We start from the raw sequence: 18,944 nt of genomic DNA, 5'->3' as shown, positions 1-18,944 counted from the left end.
ACATGGACCGGCGCACGCGCCAGACAGTTCATTCAAGGAGGAATACGTGTCCGACCGCTCTGCTCTCGAGGCCCTCGATGAGATCCATGACCGCATCCTGTGGCTTTCGACCTCGATCATCCACCACGCCAACCGAGTCCGGCCCAACCTGAGCGGCCTCAAAGTGGGCGGCCATCAGGCCTCATGCGCATCGATCGCCTCGATCATGACCGCGCTGTGGTTCCACGAACTTCGGGCCGAGGACCGCGTGAGCATCAAACCGCATGCTGGTCCCGTGTGGCATGCCATCAACTATCTCTTCGGGGAACTCGATGACGAGCAGATGACGACGCTGCGGGAGTTCGGCGGCCTCCAGAGTTACCCGAGTCGCACAAAGGACCCGGTCCCGGCCGACTATTCGACGGGATCAGTGGGCATCGGTGCCACTGCCCCGATCTGGGGAGCCGTTGCCCGCCGCTACGTCGACTCCAGCCTGCGCGACATCGGCACCGGACGCCAGTATTCACTCGTCGGCGATGCCGAACTCGACGAAGGAGCCGTCTGGGAAGCCGTCAACGATCCCGGAGTCAAGCATCTCGGCGAAATCGTGTGGATCATCGACCTCAACCGGCAGTCGCTTGACCGCGTCGTCCCCGACATCGCCGCCGGACGGATCGAGGCGACGTTCGAGGCCGCCGGGTGGCAGGTCATCACGGTGAAGTTCGGGCGTCTGCTCGAAGATCTCTTCGCACGTGAGGGCGGGGACGCGCTGCGCCGGCGCATCCTCACGATGTCCAACCCCGAGTATCAGCGGATCCTGCGTTGCAGCGCCGATGAACTGCGCACTCGTCTGCCCGGAGAAGGAGGAAGCGACGGCGACGGTGACAGCGAGAGCCCTCAAGCGCTTCATGCCCTCATCTCCGATCTCGACGATGCCACGCTCCTGGCCGCGATCAGGAACCTCGGCGGTCATGACATTCCGACCCTGCTCGAGGCCTTCGCACAGATCGACGACTCTCGTCCCACCGCGGTCATCGCCTACACGATCAAGGGATTCGGGCTGCCGAGCTCCGGTCATCCCCAGAATCACTCGGCGCTCATCGACGCGGCCGAGTACTCGGCATTGGCCGAGCTCAGCGGCCAGGATCCGCAGTCACCGTGGTCGCGGTTCGACCCCGACACCCCCGCCAGTCGAGTCGTGGCCGAGGCCGCACAGCGACTGACCCGCCCCGAATTCGCGCCCGCCGCACCGGTCGAGCTTCCCCGCGACCTGGAACGGAGGCACAAAGGGACCTCGTCCTCGCAGTCGGCGCTCGGTCGGGTCCTCATGGACCTCAGTCGGCAATCGCCGGAGACAGCCCGCCGAGTCGTGACCGTCAGTCCCGATGTGTCATCGACGACCAACCTCGGCGGATGGGTCAACAAGGTCGGTGTGTGGAGCGCGGATGCGGCCCAGAACTGGTTCGCCGACGATGCGGAGACGATCCTGCAGTGGAACGAATCGGCACAGGGCCAACACATGGAGCTCGGCATCGCCGAGACCAACCTCGTCGGACTTCTCGGCGAATTGGGTGCGACGTGGAGACGCTGGGGCGAGCCGCTGTTCCCGATCGGGGTGATGTACGACCCGTTCGTCAATCGTGCGCTTGAACCGTGGACATTCGGCATCTATGCCGGTGGCCAGTCGATCCTCGTCGGCACTCCATCCGGAGTGACGCTGGCACCGGAAGGTGGGGCGCACCAGTCGATCACCACTCCGTCGACGGGCATCGAGGTGCCGGGGCTGGTCACGTATGAGCCGGCCTTCGCGCAGGACGTCGAATGGTCGCTGCTGCACGCGATGTCGCTCATGGGAAAGCCTGGCGGCGAGTCGGCCTACCTGCGCCTGTCCACCCGCGCCGTCGACCAGAGTCTGGCCCGCGTTCCCGCGGATCCTGCCGCACGGGAGCGTCGCCGGCAGCAGGTCATCGCCGGGGCCTACCGGCTCAGATCCTCGACCCGACCGGTCGTGCAGCTCGTCGGAATGGGCGCGCTCATGACCGAGGTGCTCGCGGCCGCCGATCGACTCGCGGAGATGGGAATTGAGGCCGAGGTCGTGTGCGTGACGAGCCCCGGACTGCTCTATCGTGCACTGAGATCCGGGCAGCGCCGTTCGCCGGCGCTGGGGTCCGCTGGTGGGAGTGGATGGATCCTTGATCAGGTGTTCCCTGCCTCGAACGCGGTTCCCATGGTCACGGTCCTCGACGGCCACCCGCACACGCTGTCATTCCTCGCGACGATCAATCAGGTCGAACATGTGGCGCTGGGCGTGAGCACCTTCGGACAGTCGGGCGACATAGACGACGTCTACCGCTATCACGGCATCGACACCGAATCGATCGTCTTCGCGGCCCTCGACGCAGTCCGCAGCTGAGCAGCACCTCCGCAGGTGCGGTGGGCCGACCAGGGGAAATAATCCTCCCGCGATCATCGTTGCAAGGAGCAGGCAATCCGACTCTCGCAGATACAGGAGCATGATGACGCAGCAGCTACAGATCCCCGGCACAGACCTGGCCATCTTCCCCATCAACCTGGGCACGAACACCTTCGGCTGGACCGCCGACGAAGTCGGATCACACGCCGTGCTAGACACGTTCGTCGCCGCCGGCGGCAACTTCCTCGACACAGCCGAGTCCTACCCGGCATGGGTGCCCGGGAACACCGGGCGAGAGTCCGAGACCATCATCGGCACCTGGCTCGCCACCCGCGGCAACCGGGACAAGGTCGTCATCGCCACGAAGGTCGGTGACCATCCGGATCACAAGACGCAGGACCCTGAGTACATCCGCACCGCGATCGATGCTTCCCTCGAGCGACTGCAGACCGATCATGTCGACCTCTACTACGCCCACCGCGATGATGAGGTGACCCCCATCGCCGAGGTGGCCCGAGTCTTCGATGAGATCGTGCGTGCCGGTAAGGCCAAGCATGTCGCCGTATCCAACTACTCCAAGGACCGTCTCGCCGAGTGGCTGGCCGTGGCAGAGCAGGAGAACCTGGCCAGGCCGGTGGCGATCCAGCCTCAGTACAGCCTCGTGTTCCGCCGCGACTACGAGGCCGAGCTGCAGCCGCTGGCCGATGAGCACAACCTCGGTGTCTTCACCTACTTCAGCCTGGCTGCCGGATTCCTCACCGGAAAGTACCGCACAGAGGCAGACCTTGAGGGAGCCAGCCGCGGCGGCATGGTGCAGGGCTACTTCAACGCCGATGGCCTCACAGCCGTCGATGAGCTGAATGCTGTGGCCGAAGCCCATGACGTCGCACCGGCAACCGTTGCGCTCGCCTGGCTGCTGGCCAAGGGAGTCACCGCCCCGATAGTCTCGGCGAGCACACCCGAACAGCTCGATGCCCTGATGGCGGCCCCGGACCTTGAGTTCAGTCCCGAGGACCTCTCGCGCCTCGATCGGGTTTCGTCTCCCTTCGCCTGAACAGGAGCGGTCGCATCGCCACCAGGCCGAGGATCGGACCCGGCAGCAGAATCCACACAGCGGCCACTCCGATGTCGGCAATGAGGCTCTGCAGAATGACGATGCTGATGACGCTGACGGCGAAGCCGAGGGAATTCATCGCCGTCAGCCCCGTTCCGGTCAGCTCTGATGGAGCATGACCTGCGGCGAGATCCGAGAACTGCGGAGAATCTGCGATGACGAGGAGGCCCCATAGCGCCAGGGCTGCGATGAGGAGAGTGCCGACGTCGGGCAGCAGGGGATAGATCAGGCACATCAGCCCCGAGCCGGCGAGCGCGAATGCGGCCACTGCGGCGCTGCCGGTTCTGCGGCTGACCATTCCGCCGGCCACACAGCCGATGACCCCGGCGGCGATGACGAGAAAGCTGGTGGCGGCGAGCGTTGTGGGGCTGCTCGGATCGGCCAGTGCCGAGATGACGAGCGTGGGGACCACAGCCCAGAAGGCGTAGAGCTCCCACATATGGCCCAGATACCCGAAGACGGCGGCGCGAAACATCCTGTCCCGGAACAATCTGCGCAGCGGAGCATCGTCGGCGGCCGTCGCAGACACAGACCGTGCGCTCGCCGGCTGTGCCGACTGAGGCGGCTGCGTGGCCCTGCGCCCGGAGATTGCCCCGATGAGCAGTGCCCCCACGACCGCCAGAGCCGACGACCCCCACATGATCGACTGCCAAGGCAACGAAGCACCGACGGCAGAGAGGAACTGAGGCATCGCGGTGCCCAGTGTGAGCATGGCCACGAGCCAGGCCAATGCTTGGGCGGACTTCGCCTGAGCCCGCTTGACGATCATCTTCATCCCCATCGGGTAGATCCCAGCGAGGCTGACGCCGACGAAGAAGCGAGAGATCCAGACGAGCACGAGATCTGAGGGCCCGAACGTCCAGGCGAAGTTGAGCGCAGCACCGGCCAGGCTGGCGACGATGAAGATCCTCTCCGGCGTGAAGCGATCGGCCACCCCGGTCGCCGCGCTCAGCAGAGTTCCCGCGATGAAGCCGATCTGGGTCGCCGCGATCAGCCACCCGAACTGTCCCGGCGTCGATCCGAGCCAGGCCGCGAGCCCGTCGACTGCGCCGCTGGGGCTGAACCACAGGGAGGTTCCGAACCATTGGGCCACGACGATAGCCACGATGGCGACGCCTGCGCCTCGCCCCAGCCGCGATTTCGAAACAGCCATTGTCTCCCCGATCACCAGCCCATGGTCGGGCCACACTCGCGCCCGTTCAGTTCGATCAAGGTCTCATGATGTCATGCCCCGCTGGTTGCAGACACCCCATGGGCGCGCAGAGCAACCTCGGCGATGTGGGTGAGGAATTCGGCGGTCGACGTTCGCTCCTCAACGGGAGTGTGCACACGCTGGACCAGTGCTTCGGTGATCCCACCGACGAGGATGATGCTGGTGAGGTCCGCACCACCTGCCACCGAGGGCGTGTCGCGGATCGGCAGGTCATAGACGCTGCGCAGATGGGCGACCGCGGCATCGACGGCGGTCGCAATCGTGCGCATCGTCTCCCGCCGCCTTGCCTCGAGCGAATCGTTGACCCCGACGGTCTCGATCTCGAGAACGCGAGCCTTGCGCTCGTCGCTCAGCATCGGCATGAGCGCTGCAGATACCACGTGGACGGTGGTGTCGAGAAGGGGCGCATGCGCGGGAAACGTCAGCGTCGCCAGGGCCTCGGTGATCTCCTCATTGAGGATGACGTAGAGCTGCTCGAGAAGTGCTTCCTGGGCCGACAGTGCCTCCAGCCCCGACTTCGCGCCCCGGGAAGGGAAGAGCTCGTAGAAGGAGCGGCTCGAGACCCCGGATTCGTGGCACAGCGCCTGGATCGAGGTGGCGCGGAAGCCGAGGGTCCCGTACAACTCGAGGGCGGCTTCGAGGAGGCGTTGACGGCGTGCCCCATCACGGTCGGCGCGCGAGGTTCCACGCCACAGCTTCGTCGAGGTGGTGGGGGAGGAATCCGCGGACGCTCGATCAGTCATTTTCCCATTATAGTGAAAATTTAGATTTTAGATGGCAGACTATGTGACATGCCTTACAACGTCAGACAGAAGCATCGTGCCCCCAGGGTCAGCGCCCAGATCCCCCCGAACCCCGCACTGCCGCGGGTGTGCGTCATCGGTGCCGGGTCCTCCGGTATCACCGCAGCCAAAGCTCTCTACACCGCGGGAATCCCCTTCGACTGCTTCGAGAAGGGGAGTGAATTCGGCGGGAACTGGCTCTTCGACAACCCCAACGGCGTCAGCGCATGCTATGAGACCCTGCAGATCAACACCTCGTGCCCGCGCATGGCGTTCTCCGACTTCCCGATGCCGGAGGAGTACCCGGCCTACGCCAGCCACGACCAAGTCCATGCCTACTTCCGCGACTACGTCGAGCACTTCGGCTTCGGCCACACGATCACCTACGACACCGAGGTGACCCATGTCCGCCGGGGTGAGCACGAAGGGTGGGATGTCGACATCCGTGCCGTCGGCGCCCCGGACGAAGAAGCAGTCGAGACTCGCCATTACGATGCGGTGATGGTTGCCAATGGTCATCACTGGGATGCACGCTGGCCCGAGCCCGAGTATCCGGGCCACTTCGACGGCGAGCAGATCCACGCCCACGACTACCGCAGCGGAGACCAGCTCGAGGGCCGCGCTGTTGTGGTCGTCGGTGCAGGCAACTCCGCGATGGACATCGCGGTCGAAGGCTCCCACCGGGCGCGCAGCGTCAACCTTTCGATCCGCCGCGGCCAATGGGTGTTGAAGAAGACCATCTTGGGCATGGCCGCCGACCAGATCACCCTGCCGAGCTGGGCTCCGTGGTGGGCCACAAGCATTCGCCTGCGCGTGGCCGCCCTGCTCTCCGGAGGTCTGCGCAGATACGGTCTGCCCACCCCGGGGCACACCCCGGGCCAATCGCATCCGGTGCAGTCGGATTCGATCAGGGATCGCCTCGGTGCCGGTGCGATCACGGTGAAACCGGGCATTGAACGACTCGACGGAGACCGAGTGGTGTTCACCGACGGAAGCGAAGCTCCAGCCGCTCTCATCGTGTGGGCGACGGGGTATCGGGTGAAGTTCCCGTTCTTCGACGCAGACCTGATCTCAGCAGAGGGCAACGATCTGCCGCTGTTCAAACGGATGATCCATCCTGATCGGCCAGGTCTGTTCTTCATCGGCTTGCTCCAGCCCGTCGGCGCTGTGATGCCGCTGGCCGAGGCTCAGAGCAGACTGGTCGCCAAGGTGCTCACCGGCGAGTACGAGCTGCCAGACAAGCGAGAGATGACCCGGCGAATGCATGAGGATGACCGGCGGAACAAACGCGCGTTCTACGATTCTCCCAGGCACACGATGCAGGTCGACTTCGACCACTATCTGTTGGAATTGGAGCGCGAACTGCGCAGAGGAAAGGTGGCGGCATGAACCGGACACAGGCATTGACAGGACAGGTCGTGGCGATCACCGGCGGAGCCCGCGGTATCGGCCGGGAGATCGCGGCCGCCTTCAGTGCTTCCGGGGCGAAGGTTGCCATCGGCGACATCGACCTGCACGCCGCCCAAGAGACTGCCGCGGAGCTGAGAGCCCACGCCAGCAGGCTCGACGTCACGGACCAGGATAGTCTGAATGCGTTCCTGGCCGAGGTGACTCATGAATTCGGACCCATCGACATCTTCGTCAACAATGCGGGCCTGATGTGGGCCGGCGCCTTCACCGACGAACCCGCATCGGCGGCACGGGCACAGGTCGAGGTCAACCTGCTCGGAGTCATCAACGGCATCAAGACGGTGGCTCCCGGCATGTTGGCGCGAGGGCGGGGCCACCTCATCACCGTGGCCTCAGCGGGCGCTATCCTGCCTCTCCCTGGGGAGGCGACCTATGCTGCGACGAAGCACGGTGTGCTTGGATACCTCAAGGCGGTGCGGGCGGAGATGCGCGGCAAGGGTGTGCGCGTCACGTCGATCATGCCCGTGGTCGTCGACACGACGATGGCGGCCGGAACCTCTCCCGGTGCGGCGAAGCTGCTCACCCCAGCCGAGGTGGCTCGGGCCGTGGTGAAAGCCGCTGTCCGGCCCCGATTCGAGGTCACGGTTCCGGGGTTCCTCGGCCCCATGATCCGGGTCGTGGAGGTCCTGCCGACGCCGATCCGCGACAGGATCTTCGCCGGTCTTGTCCCCGATCAGGTCGATGCGCGCAAGAACCAGCGCCGGGACTACGAAGCCGGTTTCACTGCCGAACTCTGAACGTCGCCTTGCGACGGCCCCGACGAGCGACCTTTGCCGGGGCAGAGCTATGAGCTGCGTCTGCACGTCTCGGAGGGCTTCTCGCCATGCCGATTGGCATAGTCGGAGGCGAAGCGGCCGAGATGGGAGAAGCCGAAGCGCCGGGCCACTTCGGAGACGGAATGATCGCGTGGGTTCGACTCCCGCAGAGCTTCGGCAGCTTTGTCCAGGCGCACTGACTTGAGGTACTGCATGGGTGTGGAACCGAGTTCTCGTCGAAACGCCATCTGCAGCGATCGTCCGCTGACCCCGGCGTATCGAGCAACGACATCGAGGGTGAGGGATTCTTCGGGGATCGCGTGGATGAGATCTCTGCTGCGGCGCAGGGCGGCAGCAGACACCGAAGATGGTCTGTCCAGATGTCGATGAAATGAGTGTTCGGCTGCCCAGAGCAGGCCGGCCACCACCTCCTCGACCATTCGATCGATGAGCAGCGGACCGGCATCGCCCTGTTGGTGCAGGTTGGCCAGAAGTCGCACCGAACGCATCCATGCGGAGCCGTCGCCGCTGGCAACCGTCATCGGAAGTTCGAAGTCGATCGGGGAGGGCACCTCCGCACCCAGATACTGTGCGGCGATGCGTTCGAACTCGGATCGTTCGATCTTGACGGTGAACATTGTGCAGGGAGAGTCCCAACCGCTGAATGCCGTATCGACATCGGGCCTGTAGACGGCGCACCGTGAGCGGTCTGCCACGACGACGTCTGACCCTGCGGACGTCCGGAACGAACCGTTCAGCGCGATATTCACCTGGTAGGCGTCTTCGTAGGGGCCGGTCTTGACCGTGACTGGAGCCGTGTACTTCAGCGTCCCGATCGACAATGGGCCCACCTTGGTCGCCGTTGCCCGCATCTCGAATCGAGAGCCGATTCCCCGAATGCGCAGCTGGTGCGGGTAGTAGAGCTCGGTGCCGACCTCCAGTGCCTCTTCAGGTGACTGCCCGCGCAGCCGCCTCGGCGACAGATCGAGTTCCGGGCTGCGGTCGGCTGAGCTGTCGTTCATCTCAGATCGCTGTCAGCTCGCTGATCCGGTGGAAGCCGCGACCGTAGTAGACCAGCCCCTCTGCTTCATCCCTGACTCGAATCGAGTCGATTTCGACGAAGACCACGGAGTGGGTTCCCTGTGTCATTGTGCTTTGGATGTGGCCGACGAGGGCGACCCGAGCGTCTTTGAGAGTCGGTGCGGTGGTGTCGTCATCCCAGATGTCCCACGCGAACCGGTCCTCCATCGGAACCTTGGTCGCCCCGGAGAAGTGACGAGCCAGTTCGCACTGCTCTGCGGCCAGGACGTTGATCGCCACCACCCCGTTGTTCGTGAAGACGTCATGGGCAGCACTGCGCTGGTTGACACACACGAGCACCGTGGGCGGAGAGTCTGTGACCGAGCATACCGCGCTGACCGTGATGCCGAGTTTTCCGTGGTCTCCTTCGGTGGTCACGATATTCACGGCCGCGGCCAGGTGGGCCATCGCCTGACGGAATTGCTGTTGAACGTCATTGAGTTCGTTCATGATTCTTCTCCTCCTGATACTGCGAAATCGACGATGGTGGCCCCGCCGGTGGCGTAGTTGCCCACATCTGCGGCGACATCCTGGCCCACCTGTGAAGCCATTGCGCTTGCGAATGTGTCCTGGTCGGGGAATGCTGCTTCGAAGATCGCGAAGTAAGGCGAGTTGCCGTCCTTATCCGTGGTGATATCGACCGAGTACGTCCAGCTCAGCATTCCGGGCAGGCGCTTGGCGAGCGGCAGGTGGGTCGTGGTGTAGTAGTCGATGAACGTGGCGCGGTCGGTGGGCTCGGGGTAGAGAACGAGCAGTTTGTGCATGGTCGGCTCCAGTCTTGAGTTCGATTCGGTGAGTGCGGGGCTCAGGCAGATGTGCGCTCAATGGCCGCGTCCACACGCTCTTCGCTGGCCAGCAGGTCAATCTGATGGATGGGGTGGTTGAAGTTCTCGGTGAACTCATCCGTCAGCTCCTGGTTGTCGACCATGGCGCTGAAGAGCTTCGGGATCTGCGGAAGGGTGGGAGTGTGGATGATTGTATTGAGCCAGTCGTTGGCGGCCTCGAGGCGTTCATTGCGACGGGCTGCCACCTTCTTCATGAAACGTTCGTCGAAGACATCGTCTTCGATGATCGCATCGCCGACGACTCGAGCCGAATAGGCGGTTGAGTTCGCGCCCTGTGCTTGTACAGGGTCCATGGTCAGGTGCACGTCACCCAATGCCAGGAGGAATTTGCCGTTGGGGAGGCGGGCGTAGTCTTCGCGCATCACTGGAGTGAAGGCACCCTGGAGGATGTCTTTGTCTGAGTCGGACTGGAGGCGGAATTCGTCGTGGTTGACTCGGTCGTAGACGGTGGGGTGATGCTCCTTGAGCATGTCGAGCGTGAGCTGGCGGTAGCCCTCAGGATCATCCGCATAGCGCTGATCGGTGAGCGGTTCCTGTACGCCGCCGGGCACGCTTTCGAACAAGAGGGCCATGACATCGCCGGAGAACGACCACATCGGAATGGCAAGGAGTTCTCCGACGCCGGGAACGACGCTGACTCCGACGCCGTTCGGATCGCAGCGTTCGACGCCCTTCCAGAACCCCACAGCAAGTTTGCGCTGAGGGCGATCGTAAGGTGACTTGTCCGCGCGTTTGGGGAACATTGCGCCGATTTCCCCTTTGCCGGTCGAGACCACGACGAGATCGTGGACTTCGCTGAGGTCCTGGATGTCGGCGACTGCAAGATCACGATATTCGATGACGCCGCCGCGGTCGGTGAAGTCCTTCATCAGCTGGGGCAGATAGATTCGATAGTCCAGCGTCCGTGAAGGTGACGCGAACTGACCCTGGAAAGTCCGCTCCTCGCCCCAGCCGTTGTAGTGGTAGTGGTGGGTGTAGTAGTACTGGTCCTCGGTCCAATGGTTGATCCCGAGGTCCTCTTCCAGCTCGAGAGTCACGTGCATATGGGCGACACTGTTCATCACCCTGCCATCGGCAACCTCTTCGGGTGTGCGGTTGGTGTAGATGGTAGTGGCGATTCCATGCTGACGCAGTTGCAGACCCAGGTGGAGTCCGGCGACTCCTGCGCCGATGATCCCGATGCTCTTCATCATTCGTTCCTCTCGGATGGACGTCGATGTCCGACAGTAGATTCATGTGTGTTCGCATATCGAGCACATTAGTAACTTCTGCTCTCTATGTGAGCAACGAATCTACCGAAAGTGGCGTACCGCACACAATGGTGCCGGGGATAAAGCTGGGATTTTTCGCAAAACGGATAGTGGAGGTTCAGGCCGTCGACGCGGCCATCGGCCAAGGATGCGAGCAGTCAGAGCTGCCAGTCGTTCGCGGGAGAGATCAGGCGTTCGCTGTATATCCGCAGTTCGTTGACCATGAGCTGCACATCTTTGTCGCCCACAGGGAACAGGAGGGAAAGACTGGCTTCCTGCCCGTCGGGCATTCTCACAGGAGCGGCGACGGCTTCGAGTCCGATGAACGGCTGTCCCTTGGTGTGAACGTAGCCCGTCTGTCTGGCCAGTGCCACCTCATCGACATCGTGCTCACTGTGCTCCTGCAGGGACAGGATCGCCAGGCCGGGCGCGCTGTTGTCCACTGGGAAGCGACTGCCCGTTCGCACAGCGACAGAGGCCGGGCTCTGCCCCGGTCGGGTCGATGACAGGACGACGGCATCATTGCGCTGTCGCGCGCAGAAGATCGCCGTCGCCGAGGTGACATTCGACAGTTCCTGCAGGACCGCCGCGATTTCGATTTCGACGTCGCCGATTCCAGATTTTGCCAGGGCAGTCATGCCCAGTCCGACCCGGAACCGTCCGTCTTCGTTGCGCGTGACGAGGGAATAGTCCTCCAGAGTGCGCAGAATTCGATAGACGATGGACCTGTGCAGGTCGAGTTCCGCTGCGAGTTCCCTGCTGGTGCGCTGTCGTCCATCAGCAAGGAGCTGGAGAGCATCGAGGGCTCGCTCCAGCGTCTGGGAGCGGACTCCGCGGCCGGGCTTGGGCACGGGGTTGGTTTCGTTGCTGCTCACGCGTCTGCCCTCCTCGACGGCCTCGGACGTTCATCCTATCCGAGCCGAACCGCGAGGAGGGCGTACGTGCCTATCCGCTACTGTCCTGGCGCAGTGATTCCCTCGACCGTGGAGCCGATCAGTGCGGCGGCAGCACGTTCGGCGATCATGATCGTGGGCGCATTCGTGTTGCCGGTGGGCACCTGCGGCATGATCGAAGCGTCGGCGATCCGCAGGCCGGCCAGCCCGTGGACCTTGAACGACTGCGGATCGACGACGGCGGTTTCGTCCTGGCCCATTCGGCAGGTCCCGACCTGGTGGTGGTAGGTCACCACAGATCCTCGGACATAGTCTTCGAGATCCTCATCGGCGACCTCGGGGCCGGGGAAGATCTCGGTCGGCTCCCACGCTGCCAGCGCCTCGGCGCGTCCGATCTCCCGGCACTGCTTCACCGAAGCCACGAGGGCGTCGACATCGGCCTGCTCGGCCAGCACATTCGGGTTGACCAGCGTCGGGTCCTGCGGATTCGGTCCGCTGAGCGTGACCTCGCCACGGGACTCGGGACGAACGATCCCACCTTGGAGGGTGAACGCGTTGTCCGGACCCGACTGCACATTCGGCGCGGAATCCTGGGCATACATCGGTACCGAGAAGAACAGGGGTTGGGTGTCGGGCACCGGAAGGTCAGGCTTCGATTTCCAGAACAGATGCACCTCGGCGGGGGCGACCTCACCCATCGGCACGGGCTCGGATCCGGTGGTGAAGATGACCGGGGAGAGCCAATGATCCTGGAGGTTCTTGCCCACCCCTGGCAGGTCGTGGATCGGATCGACTTCGACCTCGCGCAGCTCTTCGGCAGGGCCGATTCCCGAACGCAGGAGCAGCTCCGGTGAGGCCAGCGCACCGGACGTGAGGATGACCTCTTCGGCGGTGATCGTGCCGACACGGCCGCGGAAGTCCACCTCGACTCCCGTGATCTGCTTGTCGTCGGCGAGGAGCCGACGTGCGTGCGTCGACGTCAGGATCGTGAGATTCCCATCGCCGAGGCAGGGCTTGAGGTAGGCGCGCCAGGTGTTCAATCGCTTGCCGTCGCGGACATTGAGCTGGATCCGGGAGATGCCCTCGACGCTGCCGGAGTTGTAGTCCGGGTTGTAGCTCAGACCGGTCTGCTCACCGGCGGTGACCATGTCCTCCTGGATGGGATTGCGCTCGTAGCCGATGCGCACGTCCATAGGCCCGTCCGTGCCCCGATTGTCCGTGAGTTCGCCGTCATAGTTCTCGATGGCCTTGAACACGGGCAGGACTTCGTCCCAGGACCAGCCAGGGCAGCCCGATTCCACCCACTGCTCGTAGTCCCAGGCATCGCCGCGAACCCAGATCACCGCATTGAGTGCGTTCGATCCGCCGAGGACCTTTCCGCGGGGCAGGTGGATCTTGCGATTCATGGCCGCCGGCTGTGGGGTCGTGTAGTAGTCCCAGTCCTGTTTCGAATGCCAGATCAGACCGAGGGTGTTGAGGTGATCGATGTTCGGGTTCGTCTCATCTCCGCCGGCCTCGATGAGGCAGACCTTCTTGCCCGCATCGATGAGTCTGCGGGTGATCACGCACCCGGCAGATCCGGCACCGACTACGACATAGTCGAAGCGTTCGTCGGGCAGGTCGGTCGGGAAGGTCTCGCTGTGCTCGGTGATCGAACCTGTAGGGCTGACTGCGTTGTCTGCTGCGGTGGTATTCATGATGTCAGAATAGAGACCTGCCTCACGCCGCAACAGGGGGCGGAGCGGAACTCTGCGCGCACAGGCAAGCCGGGACACTGCGTGTGCGCGGAGGGTCAATTCGGACCGCGAAGCGCGGACGCCCTCACCGCCTTCTGCCGTGAGCACCTATAGTGGCGTTCGGAACATCCACTCACTCAGCGCAGCTCTGACCCGCAGGGCAGGAGGAACACATGCTTTTCTTGGCACGCATGGACGTCGTATTCCCCGAATCGATGACCGACGAGACCAAAGCCGATTTCCAGGTCAGGGAGAAGGCCTATTCTGCCGATCTTCAGGAACGCGGAATCATGAAGGGCATCTGGCGCGTGGTTGGGGAATACTCGAACTACTCGATGTACGAGGTCGATGACCTCGACTTCCTGCACGCGACGTTTCAGGGCTTCCCGATGTTCGCCTATATGAACGTCAAGGTCACGCCCTTGGCGAAGCACCCCAACGCAACCACGGATGATTTCTTCCGCGAACTCTGAGGCTCACGTTTGGTGAACCAGGCGACCCTCGAAATAGGTTGTGAGGACCGTGGTCTCATGCAGATGGGCAGGGTCGGCGGAGAACAGGTTCCGGTCCAGGACGATGAAGTCGGCGGACATTCCGGGGCGCAGCATTCCGGTGACCTCACCCAAGCCCATTGCGTGAGCCGGGTTGCGGGTGAATGCTGAGATCGCCTGTTCGACGGAGAGCGCCTCGCCGGGGTTGAGTTCTCCTGTCACCGCAGGGTCCGGGTTGGCTCGGGTGATCAGGGTTGCCAGCCCGGTCCACGGATCCGGAGTCGGAGCAGCGCAGGGCCAGTCTGAACCACAGGAGACCTGTGCGCCGGAGTCGATGAGCCGACGCAGCGGCCAGGAACGTTCGAAGGTCTCTGCCGACACCTGCTTGGCCATCGATTCTTGCATCACCGAGGGAAACCACAGGTACGGAGACGCGTCGGGGACAACCTGCAGCTCGGCAAAACGAGCCAGATCATCGTCGTGGACATACTCCACGTGTGCAATGTGGAACTTCGTCTGCCAGCCCCGTTCACGTCTCACGGTCTCCACGGCGTCGAGGATCATCCGGACGGCACCATCGCCGGTGGCATGCAGCTTCGCGCTGAGGCCACGGTCGGCCAGGGAGAGCAGCGAAGCGACGAGCTCTTCGCGGCCCCACAGCGGTTCTCCGGTGAAGGTCGGATCATCTCCGGGGTGGTGGCACTGGTACGGAGTGAGCAGTGCCGCGGTGCGAGTCATCGGAACGCCGTCGAGCACGTATTTGGCGAAGGTCGGATGCAGATGAGCCGTGTGGTTCGCGTCTCCGACTCGATAGAGTTCTTCGCCGGTGATGCCCTCTTCCAGAAAAGGCTGTGCAGGCATCGAGGCCACCACATGGGCGGTCAGTTCTCCGGCTTCGTCGAGGACGCGCAGCGTTGTCAGTGCGTAGTCCATCGTTGCAGATTCCTGTACAGCAGTGACTCCGAACGAATTGAGAGTCTGCACCGCAGTGCCGATAGCCCGTGCATGGAAGTTCGCGACGTCGCCGATCGACTCCAGCACCGCGGCCTCGGCTGCGCTGCAGGCCAGCTCGGTGAGGACGCCATTGAGCAGACCGTCGCTGTCCCGGACATACGTTCCGCCCTCTGGATTCGGTGACCCCTCGGTGATGCCGAGGATCTCGAACGCGGCCGAGTTCACCCATCGGTTGTGCATCGTGTCATCGCGCAGCAGTACGGGATGCCCTTCTGCCGCGTCATCGAGGGTCAGCAGATCCTGGTGGGTGAGATCGTCCATGACAGTTGAGCCGACGATTCCGCCGACCACCCATTGGCCGGGCTCAAGCTCCGCTCGCCACTGTCTGACTTTTGCCGCAATCGCGGCGACATCGTCGCTGGGCAGCACCTGGAGTTCGAATGCGAGCTGGCGCCCGCCGAGGCCGAGGTGAGCGTGGACGTCGACCAGACCGGGCATGGCGAACCGACCTGCGAGATCGACGACCCCGGCGTCGGCGGTCACCGATGAACGAACCTCGTCGAGGGTTCCGACCGTGCCGATCCTGCCGTCTTCGACAGAGAAGGCTTCGGCCCATGGGCGTTCGGGGTCGCTGGTGTAGATGGGGCCGTTGGTGACGATGAGTGTGGTCATGTCGACAGGCTAGTGACACGACTCGGGTCGCGACACAGCCTGGTCGCAACTGTGCGCGAACTGGCAAGCCGAGGGGGCCGAACTGCGTGGAAAATCAAGTTCACCCCACCTCGGCGAAACTTTCGATCAGCGTGATTCGGAGGGTCGCGTCCGTGCATTGACGATGAGCAGCACCAGCAGGACGAGGCACAGACCGGCGATCATCGCACTGGCGACGCTGACTGCTGAACCCAATGTGCCAGCTGTGGCAAGGGCACCCATGCCGATGGCTGTAGCAGCTTGGAGCGCATAGGCTGCCAAGTAGAGCAGAGACAGAGTCCCGCCGCGGTGGTGGGCAGGAACTGCTTGGTTGATCACCCCGAGCCCGCCGGTGAACGCAAAGGCGTAGGCGACTCCGCCGACGAAGCACCAGGCCAGGAACAGTTCGATTGAACCGATGCCCGCCGCCGCGGCCATGAGGCTCAGGCTGACGAGCGTCAGCAGTGCGCCCATCAGCACCGAGGTGCGTGGACGGATACGTGCGAGCAGCAGACCGGTGACGCCGATGGCTGCCGAGGAGCTTCCGAGCAGTGCTCCCACCGTTGCCGCATTGGTGGTGTGGGTGAATTGGCCGATCATGTGCGCGCCGAGTGAGAGGAAGATCGCTCCCACGCAATATGCCAGAGAGACCGACAGCGTTGCGATCGAGAAGCTGCCACGCTGTCCGCGGGCGAGACGCAATGTCTGAGGCCGCCACCGGCGTGATTCCGAGGGGCGGTCGTCCGGGGTCAGAGTCAGCGCGATGATGGCGGCCACGGCCAGGCCCATCAGGAGGATGTAGCTCCAGAACAGGGGCATGGGGAAGTATCGAGCGAATACTCCGCTGAGCACGAGTGCCAGGGTGAGCCCGGCGGCGGTCGACACGGTTGCCAGAGAGCTGGCGAATCGGGCGTTGCCGGTCGTGTTGTTCTCTACCAGGGACGCCGTTGCGGCTCCCATCGCCAGTCCGGAACCTGCGCCCTGGAGCACGCGTCCGACAAACAGGAACGCGACGTTCGGGGCGATGGCGAAGGCGACGGCCGACGCCGCGATCATGGCCACGCCCCACACCATCACCAGTCGTCGCCCGAACTGATCCGACAGATTGCCGAAAAGAGGGAAGGTGACGATCAGCGCCAGCTGATAGGCGGCGAACACCAATGTGATCAGGGCTGGGCTCAGCTCCCACTTCTGAGCGTACAACGGGTAGAGAACGCTCGGAGCTCCGCTCGACCACAGCACCAGAGCGAGCACCGACGCCGAGGTCCAGAAGGCTCCCGCCCTGCCTAGCCTGCTCGCTGCCGGCATCAGTCGTCGGCGTCGAGGTGGGAGCGGACCGCGGCGGCGAAATCGTCAACGTACTGGAACACGCCGCCGTGCCCGGAGCCGGGGTAGATGATGAGTGTGCTGCCGGGGATGCGAGCATGCAGATCGTGCGACAGCGCGGTGGGCACCATTCGGTCGTGGTCGCCATTGGCGATGAGCGTCGGGGCGCTGATGCGTGACAGGTCGTGAGGAGCGGCCCGGCCCCAGGCTCGGATGACTGAGATTTGACGGCGGAAGGACGACACAGCGATGGGGTCATCGCGGTCCATGATCCTCTCGCGCAGTCGGGCGAGGTAGTCTCGTGCCGCAGCCTTTCCTGTCCGGGTGCGAGCGAAGAAGAGGAATTCCTTCGCGTCAGTCCGGGCCAGAAGGGCTCGGAGCATATCCCAGTAGATGTAGGTCCCACCTGCCGGGTGGTCGATTCCGGCACCGCCGGAAGGGCCGGTGCCGGCCAGGATGAGGCGTCGCACGAGGTTCGGGGCCTCCAGCGCCACCTGTTGGGCGATGAAACCACCGAGTGAGAAGCCGAGCAGATCGAAGCGGGGCAGTCCAAGGGAGCTGACGAAAGCTTCGACAGCTTCCGACATTGCTGTGATGGTGTCCGGAACCCGGCCTGTGGAGCCGCCCACACCGGGCAGATCGACGGCAACGACCCTCCTGTCGCGGGCAACCGCATCGACGAACCTCGGATCCCACTCATCGAGTGTGGCGCCGAGGTGAGTGAGGAGGACCAGCGGAACACCCCGGTCAGGACCGAGGTCGCGGTAGACGAACATCTGCTGACCGACGACGATGCGGCGAGTTGGTGTCGAGGCCCAAACGGTCGGACTCTGCTGAGCGAATTTCTCATCCATGAGTGGTCACCGAGTTCGGGTCGGTCGTGACGAGGACCTTGCCGCGTGTTCCACCGGCGAGGACATCGTCGAGTGCCGTCTGAGCCTGGTCGAAGGCGCGTACACGATCGATGATCGGGCGCAGAACCCCATCGTCGGCGAGTTTCGCCACTTCCTGCAGGGCGGCTCTGTCGGGAGTGATGAACAGAAATCTGTATGTGACGCCGAGGCGGCGCGCTTTTCGGCGCACACGTGCACTCATGGCCCGGATGGCCAGCCGAACCACCCGGTTGACGCCGATGCGGTGCGCGAACACCGGCTCGGGTGGTCCTGTGACTCCGATGGCTGTGCCGCCGGGTCGAAGCACCTCAAGCGAATTCAGGAGCGTGGTCCCACCTTGAGTATCGAGGACGAGGTCGAGTGACGTGCCGCCGAGTCGCTGGACAAGGTCGTCGCGTGTGTAGTCGATGACGATGTCTGCGCCGAGTTCTCGAGCGGCATCGATGTTCTTCGTCGAGACAGTGGTGGCGACGGTAGCCCCCAGGTGCTTGGCGAGCTGGATCGCAACAGAGCCGACACCTCCGGTGCCGCCGTGCACGAGAACGGTATCGCCCTCTGCCGTGTGCCCCATGTCCACCAGGGCCTGCCATGCGGTGAGTGCCGCGACAGGAAGGCCGGCAGCCTCCGACAGACTCAGCGATTGAGGCGCGCGTGCCACATCGTGAGCATCGACGGAGACGAACTCCGAGAGAGTCCCGGCGGCGAAGAGACCGACGTATCCATACACGTTCTCGCCCACGGTGATATCGGTGACAGCGGAGCCGGTCTCGACGACGACCCCGGCGAACTCACCGCCCGCGACCTTCGGAAGGTCGATGGGGAAGAGGAGTTTGAACTCGCCCGCCCGGAGCCTCTCATCGGCATGGTTGAGGCCCGCGGCGACCATACGCACCAGTACTTCATGGGGTGCGGGGGTCGGAACGGGCATCTCGGTCGGCCGAAGTGCGGAGCCGTACTTCTCGAGGACGAAGGCTTTCATAGTGAGCTCCTGGCAGCATAGGTGGTTGCATTCTGTTACCAGTAGTACTCTAGAGCTATCCGGTAACACTTTGCAATCACT

Annotated in this window: 17 protein-coding genes; 5 read left to right on the top strand and 12 right to left on the bottom strand. The window is 63.7% G+C overall.

The features are described from left to right. Positions 1–46 precede the first annotated feature (46 nt). Together ACE03M_RS19450 and ACE03M_RS19445 are read left to right on the top strand one after the other, a co-directional pair. Positions 47–2,392, top strand: coding sequence for a transketolase-like TK C-terminal-containing protein (locus tag ACE03M_RS19450; protein WP_485935684.1), 2,346 nt, complete (start codon positions 47–49; stop codon positions 2,390–2,392). Positions 2,393–2,495: 103 nt separating this feature from the next. Continuing rightward, positions 2,496–3,446, top strand: coding sequence for an aldo/keto reductase (locus ACE03M_RS19445; protein WP_485935682.1), 951 nt, complete (start codon positions 2,496–2,498; stop codon positions 3,444–3,446). Here the strand turns inward: ACE03M_RS19445 and ACE03M_RS19440 are convergent. Together ACE03M_RS19440 and ACE03M_RS19435 are read right to left on the bottom strand one after the other, a co-directional pair. Continuing rightward, a complete protein-coding gene (locus tag ACE03M_RS19440) occupies positions 3,394–4,659 on the bottom strand; it encodes an MFS transporter (protein ID WP_485935680.1) in 1,266 nt (421 codons plus the stop codon). The genes ACE03M_RS19445 and ACE03M_RS19440 overlap by 53 nt on opposite strands. Positions 4,660–4,730: 71 nt before the next feature. Further along, entirely contained in the window at positions 4,731–5,462 is a 732-nt protein-coding gene (locus ACE03M_RS19435; protein WP_485935678.1) for a TetR/AcrR family transcriptional regulator, read from the bottom strand. Between the two features lie 48 nt (positions 5,463–5,510). Here ACE03M_RS19435 and ACE03M_RS19430 point away from each other — a divergent pair, with 48 nt between their 5' ends. Both ACE03M_RS19430 and ACE03M_RS19425 read left to right on the top strand, forming a co-directional pair. Then, positions 5,511–6,890: a flavin-containing monooxygenase gene (locus ACE03M_RS19430; protein WP_485935676.1), complete on the top strand. Its 1,380-nt coding sequence runs from the start codon at positions 5,511–5,513 to the stop codon at positions 6,888–6,890. After that, positions 6,887–7,708 carry an SDR family oxidoreductase gene (locus ACE03M_RS19425; protein ID WP_485935674.1) on the top strand — a complete coding sequence of 274 codons (822 nt, stop codon included), beginning with the start codon at positions 6,887–6,889 and terminating at the stop codon, positions 7,706–7,708. Before ACE03M_RS19430 ends, ACE03M_RS19425 begins: the two co-directional genes overlap by 4 nt. Before the next feature lie 47 nt (positions 7,709–7,755). Here the strand turns inward: ACE03M_RS19425 and ACE03M_RS19420 are convergent, their stop codons facing one another. The 6 genes from ACE03M_RS19420 to ACE03M_RS19395 all read right to left on the bottom strand — a co-directional run bounded on the left by ACE03M_RS19420 (position 7,756) and on the right by ACE03M_RS19395 (position 13,491). Beyond that, complete coding sequence (locus tag ACE03M_RS19420) at positions 7,756–8,748, bottom strand: AraC family transcriptional regulator (RefSeq protein WP_485935672.1); 993 nt, start codon at positions 8,746–8,748, stop codon at positions 7,756–7,758. 1 nt (position 8,749) lies between these two features. Beyond that, the gene (locus tag ACE03M_RS19415) at positions 8,750–9,256 is read right to left on the bottom strand and encodes a flavin reductase (RefSeq protein WP_485935670.1); all 507 of its coding nucleotides are present in this window, start codon (positions 9,254–9,256) and stop codon (positions 8,750–8,752) included. After that, complete coding sequence (locus tag ACE03M_RS19410; RefSeq protein ID WP_143922275.1) at positions 9,253–9,570, bottom strand: EthD family reductase; 318 nt, start codon at positions 9,568–9,570, stop codon at positions 9,253–9,255. The genes ACE03M_RS19415 and ACE03M_RS19410 overlap by 4 nt, the downstream gene beginning before the upstream one ends. Positions 9,571–9,611: 41 nt before the next feature. After that, positions 9,612–10,844: a styrene monooxygenase/indole monooxygenase family protein gene (locus ACE03M_RS19405; RefSeq protein ID WP_485935667.1), complete on the bottom strand. Its 1,233-nt coding sequence runs from the start codon at positions 10,842–10,844 to the stop codon at positions 9,612–9,614. Positions 10,845–11,059: 215 nt separating this feature from the next. Then, complete coding sequence (locus ACE03M_RS19400) at positions 11,060–11,776, bottom strand: IclR family transcriptional regulator (protein WP_485935665.1); 717 nt, start codon at positions 11,774–11,776, stop codon at positions 11,060–11,062. 77 nt (positions 11,777–11,853) lie between these two features. Next, positions 11,854–13,491: a GMC family oxidoreductase gene (locus tag ACE03M_RS19395; RefSeq protein WP_485935663.1), complete on the bottom strand. Its 1,638-nt coding sequence runs from the start codon at positions 13,489–13,491 to the stop codon at positions 11,854–11,856. Positions 13,492–13,703: 212 nt separating this feature from the next. Here ACE03M_RS19395 and ACE03M_RS19390 point away from each other — a divergent pair, with 212 nt between their 5' ends. After that, positions 13,704–14,003 (top strand): muconolactone Delta-isomerase family protein, encoded by a 300-nt coding sequence (locus ACE03M_RS19390; RefSeq protein ID WP_143922272.1) that lies wholly within the window; start codon positions 13,704–13,706, stop codon positions 14,001–14,003. A gap of 3 nt (positions 14,004–14,006) precedes the next feature. Here the strand turns inward: ACE03M_RS19390 and ACE03M_RS19385 are convergent, their stop codons facing one another. The 4 genes from ACE03M_RS19385 to ACE03M_RS19370 all read right to left on the bottom strand — a co-directional run bounded on the left by ACE03M_RS19385 (position 14,007) and on the right by ACE03M_RS19370 (position 18,863). Continuing rightward, complete coding sequence (locus tag ACE03M_RS19385; protein ID WP_485935661.1) at positions 14,007–15,647, bottom strand: amidohydrolase; 1,641 nt, start codon at positions 15,645–15,647, stop codon at positions 14,007–14,009. A 126-nt stretch (positions 15,648–15,773) separates the two neighbouring features. Continuing rightward, positions 15,774–16,973 carry an MFS transporter gene (locus ACE03M_RS19380; protein ID WP_485935659.1) on the bottom strand — a complete coding sequence of 400 codons (1,200 nt, stop codon included), beginning with the start codon at positions 16,971–16,973 and terminating at the stop codon, positions 15,774–15,776. Further along, a complete protein-coding gene (locus ACE03M_RS19375) occupies positions 16,973–17,845 on the bottom strand; it encodes an alpha/beta fold hydrolase (protein WP_485935657.1) in 873 nt (290 codons plus the stop codon). Before ACE03M_RS19375 ends, ACE03M_RS19380 begins: the two co-directional genes overlap by 1 nt. Next, positions 17,838–18,863, bottom strand: coding sequence for an NADP-dependent oxidoreductase (locus ACE03M_RS19370; RefSeq protein WP_485935655.1), 1,026 nt, complete (start codon positions 18,861–18,863; stop codon positions 17,838–17,840). The genes ACE03M_RS19375 and ACE03M_RS19370 overlap by 8 nt, the downstream gene beginning before the upstream one ends. Positions 18,864–18,944 lie beyond the last annotated feature (81 nt).

The sequence above is a fragment of the Brevibacterium sp. AGC70 genome (genome assembly GCF_057334195.1).
Note: the sequence above shows the minus strand (reverse complement) of the source record. Positions and strands in the feature narration are given on the sequence as shown.

Excerpts from the sequence above, each read along its gene's own strand:
- ACE03M_RS19385 (WP_485935661.1), bottom strand. The coding sequence starts at position 15,647 with ATGACCACACTCATCGTCACCAACGGCCCCATCTACACCAGCGACCCC.
- ACE03M_RS19435 (WP_485935678.1), bottom strand. The coding sequence starts at position 5,462 with ATGACTGATCGAGCGTCCGCGGATTCCTCCCCCACCACCTCGACGAAG.
- ACE03M_RS19445 (WP_485935682.1), top strand. The coding sequence starts at position 2,496 with ATGACGCAGCAGCTACAGATCCCCGGCACAGACCTGGCCATCTTCCCC.
- ACE03M_RS19410 (WP_143922275.1), bottom strand. The coding sequence starts at position 9,570 with ATGCACAAACTGCTCGTTCTCTACCCCGAGCCCACCGACCGCGCCACG.
- ACE03M_RS19430 (WP_485935676.1), top strand. The coding sequence starts at position 5,511 with ATGCCTTACAACGTCAGACAGAAGCATCGTGCCCCCAGGGTCAGCGCC.
- ACE03M_RS19375 (WP_485935657.1), bottom strand. The coding sequence starts at position 17,845 with ATGGATGAGAAATTCGCTCAGCAGAGTCCGACCGTTTGGGCCTCGACA.
- ACE03M_RS19425 (WP_485935674.1), top strand. The coding sequence starts at position 6,887 with ATGAACCGGACACAGGCATTGACAGGACAGGTCGTGGCGATCACCGGC.
- ACE03M_RS19440 (WP_485935680.1), bottom strand. The coding sequence starts at position 4,659 with ATGGCTGTTTCGAAATCGCGGCTGGGGCGAGGCGCAGGCGTCGCCATC.
- ACE03M_RS19395 (WP_485935663.1), bottom strand. The coding sequence starts at position 13,491 with ATGAATACCACCGCAGCAGACAACGCAGTCAGCCCTACAGGTTCGATC.
- ACE03M_RS19380 (WP_485935659.1), bottom strand. The coding sequence starts at position 16,973 with ATGCCGGCAGCGAGCAGGCTAGGCAGGGCGGGAGCCTTCTGGACCTCG.
- ACE03M_RS19415 (WP_485935670.1), bottom strand. The coding sequence starts at position 9,256 with ATGAACGAACTCAATGACGTTCAACAGCAATTCCGTCAGGCGATGGCC.
- ACE03M_RS19390 (WP_143922272.1), top strand. The coding sequence starts at position 13,704 with ATGCTTTTCTTGGCACGCATGGACGTCGTATTCCCCGAATCGATGACC.
- ACE03M_RS19405 (WP_485935667.1), bottom strand. The coding sequence starts at position 10,844 with ATGATGAAGAGCATCGGGATCATCGGCGCAGGAGTCGCCGGACTCCAC.
- ACE03M_RS19420 (WP_485935672.1), bottom strand. The coding sequence starts at position 8,748 with ATGAACGACAGCTCAGCCGACCGCAGCCCGGAACTCGATCTGTCGCCG.
- ACE03M_RS19370 (WP_485935655.1), bottom strand. The coding sequence starts at position 18,863 with ATGAAAGCCTTCGTCCTCGAGAAGTACGGCTCCGCACTTCGGCCGACC.